This is a genomic window from Pseudomonas sp. NBRC 111119 (assembly GCF_001320125.1).
Taxonomy (GTDB): domain Bacteria; phylum Pseudomonadota; class Gammaproteobacteria; order Pseudomonadales; family Pseudomonadaceae; genus Aquipseudomonas; species Aquipseudomonas parafulva.
Map to the genome: position 1 here is coordinate 181,365 of NZ_BCAV01000005.1, position 12,952 is coordinate 194,316.

Annotated in this window: 10 protein-coding genes; 1 reads left to right on the plus strand and 9 read right to left on the minus strand. The window is 61.3% G+C overall.

Going from position 1 to position 12,952, the window contains the following annotated elements; translation table 11 throughout:
* Positions 1-22 precede the first annotated feature (22 nt).
* The 7 genes from APH25_RS01705 to APH25_RS01735 all read right to left on the minus strand — a co-directional run bounded on the left by APH25_RS01705 (position 23) and on the right by APH25_RS01735 (position 8,323).
* Positions 23-916 carry an ABC transporter permease subunit gene (locus APH25_RS01705; protein ID WP_060480860.1) on the minus strand — a complete coding sequence of 298 codons (894 nt, stop codon included), beginning with the start codon at positions 914-916 and terminating at the stop codon, positions 23-25.
* The gene (locus APH25_RS01710) at positions 913-1,833 is read right to left on the minus strand and encodes an ABC transporter permease subunit (RefSeq protein WP_060480861.1); all 921 of its coding nucleotides are present in this window, start codon (positions 1,831-1,833) and stop codon (positions 913-915) included. The genes APH25_RS01705 and APH25_RS01710 overlap by 4 nt, the downstream gene beginning before the upstream one ends.
* Positions 1,830-2,972: a polyamine ABC transporter ATP-binding protein gene (potA, locus tag APH25_RS01715; RefSeq protein WP_028632975.1), complete on the minus strand. Its 1,143-nt coding sequence runs from the start codon at positions 2,970-2,972 to the stop codon at positions 1,830-1,832. Before potA ends, APH25_RS01710 begins: the two co-directional genes overlap by 4 nt.
* A 72-nt stretch (positions 2,973-3,044) precedes the next feature.
* Entirely contained in the window at positions 3,045-4,139 is a 1,095-nt protein-coding gene (locus APH25_RS01720) for a polyamine ABC transporter substrate-binding protein (RefSeq protein WP_028632974.1), read from the minus strand.
* A 158-nt stretch (positions 4,140-4,297) separates the two neighbouring features.
* The gene (locus APH25_RS01725) at positions 4,298-5,395 is read right to left on the minus strand and encodes a polyamine ABC transporter substrate-binding protein (protein WP_028632973.1); all 1,098 of its coding nucleotides are present in this window, start codon (positions 5,393-5,395) and stop codon (positions 4,298-4,300) included.
* Between the two features lie 159 nt (positions 5,396-5,554).
* On the minus strand, positions 5,555-6,916 hold the full coding sequence (locus tag APH25_RS01730; protein WP_060480862.1) for an aspartate aminotransferase family protein: 1,362 nt from the start codon (positions 6,914-6,916) through the stop codon (positions 5,555-5,557).
* A gap of 48 nt (positions 6,917-6,964) precedes the next feature.
* Positions 6,965-8,323, minus strand: coding sequence for a glutamine synthetase family protein (locus APH25_RS01735; protein ID WP_028632971.1), 1,359 nt, complete (start codon positions 8,321-8,323; stop codon positions 6,965-6,967).
* A gap of 574 nt (positions 8,324-8,897) precedes the next feature.
* Between APH25_RS01735 and APH25_RS01740 the strand changes: the two genes are divergently transcribed.
* Positions 8,898-10,274, plus strand: coding sequence for a glutamine synthetase family protein (locus APH25_RS01740; RefSeq protein WP_028632970.1), 1,377 nt, complete (start codon positions 8,898-8,900; stop codon positions 10,272-10,274).
* A 63-nt stretch (positions 10,275-10,337) separates the two neighbouring features.
* Here the strand turns inward: APH25_RS01740 and argA are convergent, their stop codons facing one another.
* Both argA and argE read right to left on the minus strand, forming a co-directional pair.
* The gene (gene argA / locus APH25_RS01745) at positions 10,338-11,636 is read right to left on the minus strand and encodes an amino-acid N-acetyltransferase (protein WP_028632969.1); all 1,299 of its coding nucleotides are present in this window, start codon (positions 11,634-11,636) and stop codon (positions 10,338-10,340) included.
* Positions 11,637-11,760: 124 nt separating this feature from the next.
* Complete coding sequence (argE, locus tag APH25_RS01750) at positions 11,761-12,903, minus strand: acetylornithine deacetylase (RefSeq protein ID WP_060480863.1); 1,143 nt, start codon at positions 12,901-12,903, stop codon at positions 11,761-11,763.
* Positions 12,904-12,952: the final 49 nt, after the last annotated feature.

A 12,952-nucleotide genomic window follows, 5' to 3' on the forward strand; every position in this document is an offset into this window, starting at 1 on the left:
GTTCACCCGCGAAAGCGCCTGATCAGGCGGAAGCGCCCAACTGGCCTGGGCGTCGCACCTGGGGCTGCGAGGCGTTGGCGGCTGCGCCTTCTTCGATGGCCTGCTGAATCGCCTTGCGGCGGCGTTCTTCGGTGCGGCGGCTGAAGTACCAGACGAAGAAGGTCACCAACGAAACAGACAGCAGAATCAGGCTGGCCACCGCGTTGATCTCGGGCTTCACACCCAACCGCACCGCCGAGAACACTTCCATCGGCAAGGTGGTCGAACCCGGGCCCGACACGAAGCTGGCCAATACCAGGTCATCCAGCGACAGCGCAAACGACATCATGCCGCCAGCCGCCAGCGAAGGCGCGATCATCGGGATGGTGATCAGGAAGAACACCTTCCACGGCTTGGCACCCAGGTCCATCGCCGCTTCCTCGATCGACAGGTCCAGCTCGCGCAGCCGCGCCGACACCACCACCGCCACATACGCCGCACAGAATGTGGTGTGGGCGATCCAGATGGTGACGATGCCACGCTCCTGCGGCCAGCCGATCATCTGCGCCATGGCCACGAACAGCAGCAACAGCGAAAGGCCAGTGATCACCTCAGGCATGACCAGTGGCGCTGTGACCAGGCCACCGAACAGCGTCCGGCCCTTGAAACGGGTGACCCGGGTCAGCACGAACGCCGCCATGGTCCCCAATGCCACTGCCGCCACCGCCGTGTAGCAGGCGATTTCCAGCGAGCGCATCACCGACCCCATCAACTGGGTGTTGTCGAGCAGGCCGACATACCATTTGACCGACCAGCCGCCCCACACCGTCACCAGCTTGGAGGCGTTGAACGAATAGATCACCAGGATCAGCATCGGCAGGTAGATGAACAGCAAGCCGAGCACCAGCATCAGCTTGGAGAAACTGAAGCGCTTCATGCCCTGCCCTCCATTTCTTTGGCCTGGCTACGGTTGAACAGCAGAATCGGCACAATCAGAATCGCCAGCATCACCACCGCCAGCGCAGACGCCACCGGCCAGTCGCGGTTATTGAAGAACTCCTGCCACAGCACCTTGCCGATCATCAGGGTTTCCGGCCCGCCGAGCAGTTCAGGGATCACGAACTCACCCACCACCGGAATGAACACCAGCATGCAGCCGGCAATGATGCCGTTCTTCGACAGCGGCACGGTGATTTTCCAGAAGCTGTTGAAGGTGCTGGAGCCAAGGTCAGACGCGGCTTCGAGCAAGCTTGAGTCATGCTTCACCAGGTTGGCGAACAGCGGCAGGATCATGAACGGCAGGTACGAATAGACCACGCCGATATACACCGCCAGGTTGGTATTGAGGATCTGCAGCGGCCGGTCGATCAGGCCCGTCCACATGAGGAAGCCGTTGAGCAGCCCGTTGTTGCTCAAAATGCCCATCCACGCATAGACGCGGATCAGGATCGCCGTCCAGGTCGGCATCATGATCAGCAACAGCAGCACCGTCTGGGTTTCTTTCTTGGCATTGGCAATGGCATAGGCCATGGGGTAGCCGATCAACAGGCACAACAGGGTGCTGAAGAAGGCCATCTTCAGCGAGCCGAGGTAGGCCGAGATGTACAGGTCGTCTTCGGTCAGCAGGCCATAGTTGGCCAGGTTGAGCACCAGCTGGATCTTGTCTTCGACGTAGCTGTAGATCTCGGTGTACGGCGGGATCGCCACGTCGGCTTCGGCAAAGCTGATCTTCAGCACGATGAAGAACGGCAGCATGAAGAACAGGAACAGCCAAACGAACGGCACACCGATCACCAGGTGCCGCCCCTCAGGGGTAATGCGCCGGAAGGCTCGCTTGAGCTTGCGCAGCTTCATGACCGCAGCACCACGCCGCTGTCGTCTTCCCACCAGACGTAGACTTCATCGTCCCAGGTGGGCCGGGCGCCCTGGCGCTCGGCGTTGGCGACGAACGACTGGACGATCTTGCCGCTCGGCAGTTGCACATGGAACACCGAGTGGCCGCCCAGGTAGGCGATGTCGTGGATCTTGCCGCGTGACCAGTTGTATTCGAAGTCTGGCTGCTGGGTGGTGACCAGCATCTTCTCGGGGCGCAATGCGTAAGTGATGTGCTTGTCTTCCACCGAGGTGGAAACGCCGTGGCCCACGTAGATCTTGCGTTCGAGCTCTGGCGAGGCAATCAGGGCGTGGCCCTCGGCATCGTCGATCACCTCGGCGTCGAACAGGTTGACGTTGCCGATGAACTCGCACACCAGGCGGCTGGTAGGGGTTTCATAGATGTCCACCGGCGAGCCGATCTGGGCGATCCAGCCCAGGTGCATGATGGCGATGCGCTGGGCCATGGTCATGGCCTCTTCCTGGTCGTGGGTGACCATCACGCAGGTCACGCCCACACGCTCGATGATCTCCACCAGCTCCAACTGCATCTGCGAGCGCAGCTTCTTGTCCAGCGCGCCCATCGGTTCATCCAGCAGCAGCAGCTTGGGGCGCTTGGCCAGCGAACGGGCCAGGGCCACACGCTGGCGCTGGCCACCGGACAACTGGTGCGGCTTGCGCTTGGCGTACTGGGTCATGTGCACCAGTTTCAGCATCTCGGCCACACGGGCTTCGATGTCGGCCTTGGGCATGCGGTCCTGCTGCAGGCCAAAGGCGATGTTCTGCGCCACGGTCATGTGCGGGAACAGCGCGTACGACTGGAACATCATGTTGATAGGCCGCTCGTAGGGCGGCATGTCGGTGATGTCGACACCATCGAGGAAAATGCGCCCCTCGGTGGGCCGCTCGAAGCCGGCGAGCATGCGCAGCAAGGTGGACTTGCCCGAGCCGGAGCCACCGAGCAAGGCGAAGATCTCGCCCTTGCGGATTTCCAGGGACACGTCGTCCACGGCGACCGTTTCGTCGAATTTTTTCGTGACCCGGTCGATCTTGACCAGCACCTGCTTGGGTTGCTGGCCACCCTCGAGGGCTTTTTTATAGGCACCGGAGGCAACTGCCATGAGTGAAACTCCCAACAAGATTTTTTATGCCCGCCGGGCCTGACGCGCAGGCACCGGTGCGGGCCTGGTGGATTACTTGCCCGACTTGACCTTGGTCCAGCTACGGGTCATCAGGCGCTGCACCTTGGGCGGCAGCTCTGCGTTCACGAACATCTTGTCCAGTACGTCCTGCGGTGGGTAAACCGCGGCGTCAGTCCTCACGGCCTGGTCCATCAGGTCGCCAGCCTTTAGGTTGGGGTTGGCGTAACCGACGTAATCACTGACCTGGGCGATAACCTCAGGTTTCAGCAAATAGTTGATGAAGGCATGGGCCTGTTCGACGTTCTTGGCGTCCTTGGGGATGGCCAGTACGTCGAACCAGAGGTTGCCGCCTTCCTTGGGAATGGCATAGGCCAGGTTCACGCCCTTCTTCGCCTCTGCGGCGCGGGCCTTGGCCTGGAACACATCGCCCGAGAAACCCGCTGCCACACAGATGTCGCCGTTGGCCAGGTCGGTGATGTACTTGGAAGAATGGAAGTACGTCACGTACGGACGCACGGCCAGCAGCTTCTGCTCTGCGGCCTGGTAATCCTTGGCATTGGTGCTGTTGGGGTTCAGCCCCATGTAGTTGAGCACTGCCGGGAGCATTTCGTCTGCCGAATCGAGGAACGCCACCCCACACTTGGAGAGCTTTTTCATGTTCTCGGGTTCGAACAGCACAGCCCAGGAGTCGATGGTGTCCACGCCCAGCGCAGCCTTCACCTTGTCGACGTTGTAACCAATGCCGTTGGTGCCCCACAGGTAGGGCACGGCATACAGGTTGCCCGGGTCGTTCTTGTCCAGCCGCTTCATCAGCGACGGGTCAAGGTTGGAATAGTTTGGCAGCAGGTTTCTGTCGAGCTTGCGGAAGGCGCCTGCCTTGATCTGCTTGCCGAGAAAGTGGTTGGACGGCACGACCACGTCGTAGCCGGTGTTACCGGCCAGCAACTTGCCCTCCAGGGTTTCGTTGGAGTCGAACACATCCAGCACGGGCTTGATGCCAGTGGCTTTTTCGAAGTCCGCGAGTGTGGTTGGGCCGATGTAGTCGGACCAGTTGTACACGTGCACCGTAGGCGCCGCTTGGACGCTGCATGCCAGCGTCAGGCCCGCTGCAGCCATGAAGGCCTTGCGTAATACAGAATTGGACAAGTGGGAGGTCCTCACAATCAGTGCCTGGGTAGCGACAATGCTGCCGCACACGCAAAACCGGCGCGCAACTTACCTTCGCAGCCTCGATGCCGCAATCATCAATTGCCATTCTTGGCCTCCAGGCCGGGAAAGCCCGGCCCAGAGGTGCTGCAACGGGCTTACTTGCCCGATTTGATCTTGGTCCAGCTACGGGTGATAACCCGCTGTACAGCCGCATCAGGCGCTGCAATTGCGTACAGCTGCTTTTTCACTTCGGCGGACGGGTAGATGCTCGGGTCGCTGGTGATGTCCTTGTCCACAAACTGGGTGGCGGCCTTGTTACCGTTGGGGAAGCGCACGGCATTGGTGATCTCGGCCATGACTTCTGGCTGCATCAGGAAGTCCATGAACTTGTAGGCCGCTTCCTTGTGCTCGGCGTCCTTGGGCATGGCGACCATGTCATAGAACGTGCCGGCACCTTCCTTCGGAATCACGTAGTCCAGCTTGACCTTGTCGCCGGCTTCGTGGGCGCGGGTCTTGGACTGTTCCAGGTCACCCGAGTAACCGACCGCCAGGCAGATGTTGCCGTTGGCCAGGTCGCCGATGTACTTGGAGGAGTGGAAGTAGGTGATCGAAGGACGAATGGAAAGGAACAGGTCCTCGGCGGCCTTCAGGTCTTCTTTCTTGGTGCTGTTGGTCGGCAGCTTCAGGTAGTGCAGCGCAGCCGGCAGCATCTCGGTGGGGGCGTCGAGGAAGCTCACGCCGCAGCTCTTGAGCTTGGCGATGTTCTCGGGCTTGAACACCACATCCCACGAGTCGATCTTGTCGACGCCCAGTGCGGCCTTGATCTTCTCTGGGTTGTAGCCGATGCCGATCGAACCCCACATGTAGGGGAAGGCGTATTTGTTGCCCGGGTCGCTGGCATCACCCACGGCCTTGAGCAGGTCTTCGTCCAGGTTTTTCCAGTTCGGCAGCTTGGAGCGGTCCAGTTCCTGGTAGACACCCGCCTTGATCTGCTTGGCCAGGAAGTTGTTGGACGGCACCACGATGTCGTAGCCCGACTTGCCGGCCAGCAACTTGGCCTCCAGGGTTTCGTTGCTGTCGAAAACGTCGTACTTGACCTTGATACCCGACTGTTTTTCGAATTTGGCGATGGTGTCCGGAGCGATGTAGTCCGACCAGTTGTAGACGTTCAATTCCTTGTCTTCAGCCTGTGCAGCACCCGCCATCGCGCCCATCAGGGCTGCGGCCAGCAACGTCTTGCCCATTTTATTCATGCGTCATGCTCCAGATTGTTCGGTTAGCCATCCGTTCAGCTGCCAGGCCACGCAGTACCTGCGTTTGGGCGACTGCAGCAGCCGCTAGTCTGGCAAGTTACGAGGCTGTGTTTCAAGAAAACCACAACCTTGTAACGACTTAATGTCACATCGCTAGGTTCATTTGATCGCTTCGAGGGTGAGGTCCAGGCACTTGCGGGCCTTTTCCACCAGTTCGTCGATCTCCTGATGGCTGATGACCAGGGGCGGCGCGATGATCATCGTATCGCCCACCGCGCGCATGATCAGGCCGTTGTCGAAGCAGAAATTGCGGCAGATCATGCCAACACCCATGCCCTCGTAACGGCTGCGCGTGGCCTTGTCTTTCACCAGCTCGATAGCGCCGAGCAGGCCCAGGCCACGCACTTCACCCACCAGCGGGTGGCCCTGCAGCTCACGCAAACGCCGTTGCAAATACGGTGCCGCTTCGCTGCGGGCCTTCTCTACGATGTGCTCGTCGCGCAGGATGCGCAGGTTTTCCAGGCCCACTGCTGCGGCCACAGGGTGGCCAGAATAGGTAAAGCCATGGTTGAAGTCGCCGCCTTCGCTGAGTACCTGGGCCACCGTGTCACGCACAATCACACCGCCCATGGGGATGTAACCGGAGGTAAGGCCTTTGGCGATGGTCATCAGGTCGGGCGTGAGGCCGTAGTAATCCGAGCCGAACCACTCGCCGGTACGCCCGAAGCCGCAGATTACCTCGTCGGCCACGAACAGGATGTCGTACTTGGCGAGGATCTCCTTTACCTTCGGCCAGTAGGTGTCTGGCGGGATGATCACACCCCCGGCGCCCTGAACAGGCTCGGCAATGAACGCCGCAACGTTGTCTTCGCCCACCTCGAGAATTTTCTGTTCCAGCTGTTCGGCCGCCCAGACCCCGAAGGCGTCCGGCGTCATGTCGCCACCCTCGCCGTACCAGTACGGCTGGGGGATGTGCACGATGCCGGGTATCGGCAGGCCGCCCTGCTCGTGCATACCGCTCATGCCGCCCAGGCTGGCGCCGGCTACCGTGGAGCCGTGGTAGCCGTTGATGCGGCCAATCACGGTCTGCTTCTGCGGTTTGCCCTTCAGGGCCCAGTAATGGCGAACCATGCGCAGCACGGTGTCGTTGCCCTCGGAACCTGAGCTGGTGAAGAACACATGGCTCATGCCTGCCGGGGCAACCTCGGTGATGGCCTTGGCCAGCTCCAGGGCCGGGGGGTGCGCGGTCTGGAAGAACAGGTTGTAGTAAGGCAGCTCACGCATCTGCCGCTCTGCCGCCTGCACCAGTTCCTCACGGCCATAACCTACCGCCACGCACCACAGGCCGGCCATGCCGTCGAGAATCTTGTGCCCCTCGCTGTCCCACAAATGCACGCCCTGGGCCTTGGTAATGATGCGCGGCCCCTTTTCCTTCAACTGTTTGTAGTCGCTGAAGGGGGCGAGGTGGTGCTCGCCACTCAGGGTTTGCCATTCACGGGTTTGCGGGTTGTTGAGGCTCATGTGCTTCTCCGTAGACAGACAGCCGCGCTGCTGCGGCACCAGGGTTGATCAGACAGCAAACAGCAGGAACTCACGCTCCCAGGAACTGATGACGCGCTTGAAGTTTTCGTGCTCGGCACGTTTGGTGGCGACGTAGCCGGTGATGAACTTCTTGCCCAGGTACTGCACCAGGGCACGGCTATTCTCCATGCGCTCCAGGGCGTCCTCGATAGTCAACGGCAAGCGCAGGTTGCGCCGCTCGTAACCACGCCCCTGTACCGGCGCACTGGCGGCAATGCCTTCGACCATGCCGATGTAGCCGCACAGCAGGCTGGCTGCAATGGCCAGGTAAGGGTTGGCGTCGGCGCCAGGCAGGCGGTTTTCCACCCGCCGGTTTTGCGGGCCGGCGTCCGGTACGCGCAGGCCGACGGTACGGTTTTCTTCACCCCACTCCACATTCACCGGTGCCGAGGTGTCGGGCAGGAAGCGGCGGAACGAGTTGACGTTGGGGGCGAACAGCGGCAACGCCTCGGGGATGAACTTCTGCAGGCCGCCAATGTGGTTGAGGAACAGCTCGCTCATGCTGCCATCGGCATTGCTGAAGATATTCTTGCCAGTGGCCACGTCCACCACGCTCTGGTGCAGGTGCATGGCGCTGCCGGGCTCACCGGTCATGGGCTTGGCCATGAAGGTAGCCGCCACGTTGTGCTTGAGCGCCGCCTCACGCATGGTGCGCTTGAACACCAGGATCTGGTCTGCCAGGTGCAGGGCATCGCCGTGACGGAAGTTGATTTCCATCTGCGCCGTGCCGTCTTCATGAATGAGCGTGTCCAGGTCGAGCTGCTGCAGTTCGCACCAGTCGTAGACGTCTTCGAACAACGGGTCGAATTCGTTGGCGGCTTCGATCGAGAACGACTGGCGCCCCGTTTCTGGGCGGCCTGAACGGCCTACGGGCGGTTGCAGCGGGAAGTCGGGGTCTTCAACGCGCTTGGTCAGGTAGAACTCCATCTCGGGCGCGACGATGGGCTGCCAGCCCTTGTCGGCGTAGAGCTTGAGCACCTTTTTCAGCACGTTGCGCGGCGACAGCTCGACTGGGTTGCCCTTCTTGTCGTAGGTGTCGTGGATCACCTGCGCAGTCGGTTCGATGGCCCAGGGCACCAGGAACACGGCGCCCTCGTCGGGGCGGCAGATCATGTCGATGTCCGCTGGGTCCAGCAGCTCGTAGTAGATGTCGTCGTCCACATAATCGCCGGTCACGGTCTGCAGCAGTACGCTCTCGGGCAGGCGCATGCCTTTTTCGGCGATGAACTTGTTGGTGGGCGAAATCTTGCCGCGCGTGATGCCTGTCAGGTCGCTGATCATGCATTCGACTTCGGTGATCTTGTGCTCTTTCAACCAATCGGTGAGCTGGTCGAGGTTGTTACTCATAAATACCTCAGGAGGTAAGGTGGTCCGCGACTTGATTCTGGCTGCAGTAGGTAGCTAAAGCAAAACCCCCCGCCCACGCGGGGGGTGGATACACTGCACGTGGAGCGTATCCGTAATGGGGTATAGGGGCAGGAATACAGAGAAAAGGCGAAAACCAATGACGAGGGCGGGCCGAGCGATGCCAGACGTCAATTATTGCGGCCAGTGCGGGCCTTGTGTCGACGCACCGCGCAAGCATGACTGGAACACCCTGCAGCACTGTACGTGCAGCGCTTTCAGGCCGTGACAAGCCGACCATGTGACCCTCGTTTTATTGTGTTCTGGGGTGTGATCGAGCTTAGCCTCGTTCATTTTTTTACACAACTACCGCGTAAAAAATAAACGACGGCAAGCTTCAGATAGCCCTTCTCGATGGAAATAGCGGATAATGGCACGCCCCGATATGCAGCAAATCTGCCGTAGATGAGCCATTTCAGGGCATCATGGGGTCGGCTTGACATCAGTTGGGCTTTTCGATTGACTGGTCCTGCAAGCCCCCCTTGATTGATATTTTTAACAACAAAGGTGTTGCATCATGTCGGTACCCCCGCGTGCCGTTCAGCTTAACGAAGCGAACGCGTTCCTTAAGGAACATCCTGAGGTTCTCTACGTTGACCTTCTGATTGCAGATATGAATGGTGTGGTGCGCGGCAAGCGCATAGAGCGCACCAGCCTCCACAAGGTTTACGAGAAAGGCATCAACCTGCCGGCCTCCCTCTTCGCCCTGGACATCAACGGTTCCACCGTCGAAAGCACCGGGCTTGGCCTGGACATCGGCGATGCTGACCGCATCTGCTACCCGATTCCGGACACCCTCTCCAACGAGCCGTGGCAAAAACGCCCCACCGCCCAGCTGCTGATGACCATGCACGAGCTGGAAGGTGAGCCGTTCTTCGCCGACCCGCGTGAAGTGCTGCGCCAGGTGGTGAGCAAGTTCGATGACATGGGCCTGACCATCTGCGCCGCATTCGAACTGGAGTTCTACCTGATCGACCAGGAGAACGTGAACGGCCGCCCGCAGCCACCACGCTCGCCCATTTCAGGAAAACGCCCGCAGTCGACCCAGGTCTACCTGATCGACGACCTCGACGAGTATGCCGACTGCCTGCAGGACATCCTCGAAGGCGCCAAGGAACAAGGCATCCCGGCTGACGCCATCGTCAAGGAAAGCGCCCCCGCCCAGTTCGAAGTCAACCTGCACCACGTGCCCGACCCGCTCAAGGCGTGCGACTACGCGGTACTGCTCAAGCGGCTGATCAAGAACATCGCCTACGACCATGAGATGGACACCACCTTTATGGCCAAGCCCTACCCGGGCCAGGCAGGCAACGGTTTGCATGTACATATTTCCGTGCTGGACAAAGATGGCAACAACATCTTCACCAGCGAGGATCCCGAGCAGAACGCCGCGCTACGTCACGCTGTCGGCGGTGTGCTCGAGACCCTGCCCGCGTCCATGGCGTTCCTGTGCCCGAACGTCAACTCGTACCGCCGCTTTGGCGCGCAGTTCTACGTGCCCAATGCGCCGAGCTGGGGCCTGGACAACCGTACCGTCGCCCTGCGCGTGCCTACCGGCTCGCCGGACGCGGTGCGTATCGAACACCGCGTGGCCGGTGCCGATGCCAACCCGTACCTGATGATGGCTGCCGTGCTGGCAGGCGTTCACCATGGCCTGACCAACAAGGTCGAGCCTGGCGAGCCGATCGAAGGCAACTCGTACGAGCAGCTGGAACAGAGCCTGCCGAACAACCTGCGCGATGCACTGCGCGAGCTGGATGACAGCGAGATCCTCAACAAGTACATCGATCCGAAGTACATCGACATTTTTGTCGCGTGCAAGGAGAGCGAGCTGGAGGAGTTTGAGCACTCGATCTCTGACCTCGAGTACAACTGGTATCTGCACACCGTGTAAATGAAAACGCCGCCCATCCAGGCGGCGTTTTTTTGGGGCTCCCGCGAAGAGCCCACCCCAGGCTTACAGAGCCTTCTCGAAAATCTTCGAATTGCGCTGGTAGTTGTACAGCGAAGCCCTCGCCGCCGGCAGGCGCTCGACACCACTGGGTGCAAAACCGCGCTCGCGGAACCAGTGCGCCGTACGCGTGGTGAGCACGAACAAGGTACTCAACCCCAACTGCCGGGCGCGGCTCTCGATGCGCTCCAGCAGCTCGTCACCGCGCCCGCCGTGGCGGTACTCCGGGTTTACCGCCAGGCATGCCAGCTCGCCAGTATCGGATTCGGCAATCGGGTACAACGCCGCGCAGGCGATGATCATGCCTTCACGCTCCACCACGCTGAACTGCTCGATCTCGCGCTCCAGCACCTCACGCGAGCGGCGCACCAGGATGCCTTGCTCCTCCAGCGGGCTGATGAGGTCGAGCAAACCGCCCACGTCTTCGATGGTGGCCTCGCGCACGATCTCGAACTGCTCTTGCGACACCAGCGTACCGCCACCTCCCCGGGTAAACAGCTCGTTCAGCAGCGCACCGTCTTCGGCATAACTGACGATATGGCTGCGCGCCACGCCGCCTTTGCACGCCTCGGCTGCAGCATCCAGCAACTCGGCCTGGTAGTCACTGCCCAGCCGCTGTAGATGGGGCGCCACCTGCTGCGGGCGCAGTTCACGTATCAGGTTGCCCTGCTCGTCCAGCAAGCCCGACTCGGCACCGAACAGCAGCAACTTGTCGGCGCCCAGTTCGATGGCAGCACGGGTGGCGACGTCTTCGCAGGCCAGGTTGAAGATTTCACCGGTGGGCGAATAGCCCAGCGGTGACAACAATACGATGGAGCGCTCATCAAGCAGCCGGCTGATGCCCTTGCGGTCAACCCGGCGCACTTCGCCGGTGTGGTGGAAGTCCACACCCTCCACCACCCCGATGGGCCGTGCGGTGACCAGGTTGCCAGAGGCTACCCGCAAACGTGAACCCTGCATCGGCGAGGCAGCGATATCCATCGACAACCGTGCCTCGATGGCCAGGCGCAGCGCCCCCACCGCATCGATCACGCAGTCCAGCGTGGGCGCATCGGTGATGCGCAGGCCGCGATGGTAGCGCGGGGCAAGGCCACGCTCGGCCAGGCGGTTTTCGATCTGCGGGCGCGAACCATGCACCAGCACCAGGCGCACGCCCAGGCTGTGAAGCAGCACCAGGTCGTGGACGATGTTGCCGAAATTAGGGTGTGCAACCCCATCGCCGGGGAGCATGACTACGAAGGTGCAGTCGCGATGGGCGTTAATGTACGGGGAGGCATGACGCAGCCAGTTGACGTAATCGGGCATGACAGGGCCTGTGGGTAAGTGGACGGAGAACGGCGGTACAGGGGGCGTTCGGCATCATCGTCGGAACAGGCTTGCGGTCACGCGCGGTCTCCTCTAGGCAAAAACGATTGAATGCGATGGACGTTTACTGCAGGCAATAGTGCCGGATCAGGTCACGCAATAGACGCACGGTAGGCTCGATACGTGACATTTCAAGGTATTCGCCAGGCTGGTGGGCGCAGGCGATATCACCCGGGCCCAGCACGATGGTCTGGCAGCCCAGCTGCTGAAGATAAGGCGCTTCAGTGCCGAATGCCACCGCTTCGGCGCGGTGGCCGGTGAGGCGCTCGGCCACCTGGACAAGCTCGGCGTCGGCCGCCTGCTCGAACGGCGGCACCTCGGGGAACAGCGGCGCGTAGTCGATACGCACTTCGTGGCGCTCGGCGACCGGCTGCAACTTTTCACGAATGGCGGCACGCAACTGTTCCACGTCCATGCCCGGCAACGGCCGCAGGTCGAACTCCAGGGCGCATTGCCCACAGATACGGTTGGGGTTGTCGCCCCCGTGAATACAGCCGAAGTTCATGGTCGGCGCAGGTACCGTGAACTGCGGGTTACGGTAGGTAGCCTGCCATTGCCGGCGCAGGCCCATCAGTTCGCCCATGGCCTCGTGCATGGCCTCCATGGCGCTGTGGCCCAGGCTCGGGTCGGAGGAGTGGCCGCTGCGACCGAGGATGTCGATGCGGTCCATCAGGATGCCCTTGTGCATGCGGATGGGCTTGAGGCCGGTCGGCTCGCCGATGACGGCTGCGCGGCCAAGCGGCTGGCCGGCCTGCGCCAAGGCACGGGCACCCGACATCGAGCTCTCTTCGTCACAGGTGGCCAGGATCAGCAGGGGCTGCTTGAAGTCATGCTCAAGCAGCGGGATGACCGCCTCGATGACCAGCGCAAAAAAACCTTTCATGTCGCAGCTGCCCAGCCCCACCCAGCGGCCGTCCGCCTCGGTGAGTTTGAGCGGGTCACTGGCCCACAGTTGCTCGTCATAGGGCACGGTGTCGCTGTGCCCGGCCAGTACCAGCCCGCCCGGGCCGGTACCACGGCTGGCCAGCAGGTTGAATTTGCCGGGGGTGACCTGCTGAATGTCGCAGGCGAACCCCAGGTCACCGAGCCAACCCGCCAGCAGATCGATCACTTGGCGGTTGGACTGGTCCAGCGCAGGCTGGGTGCAACTGACCGAAGGCGCAGCGATCAAGGCGGCAAATTGGTCTTTCAGCGGCGGCAACGGCATGCGCGTACTCCTCGGAAGCGTTGCCCATCATAGGACTATCCGCTGTCTG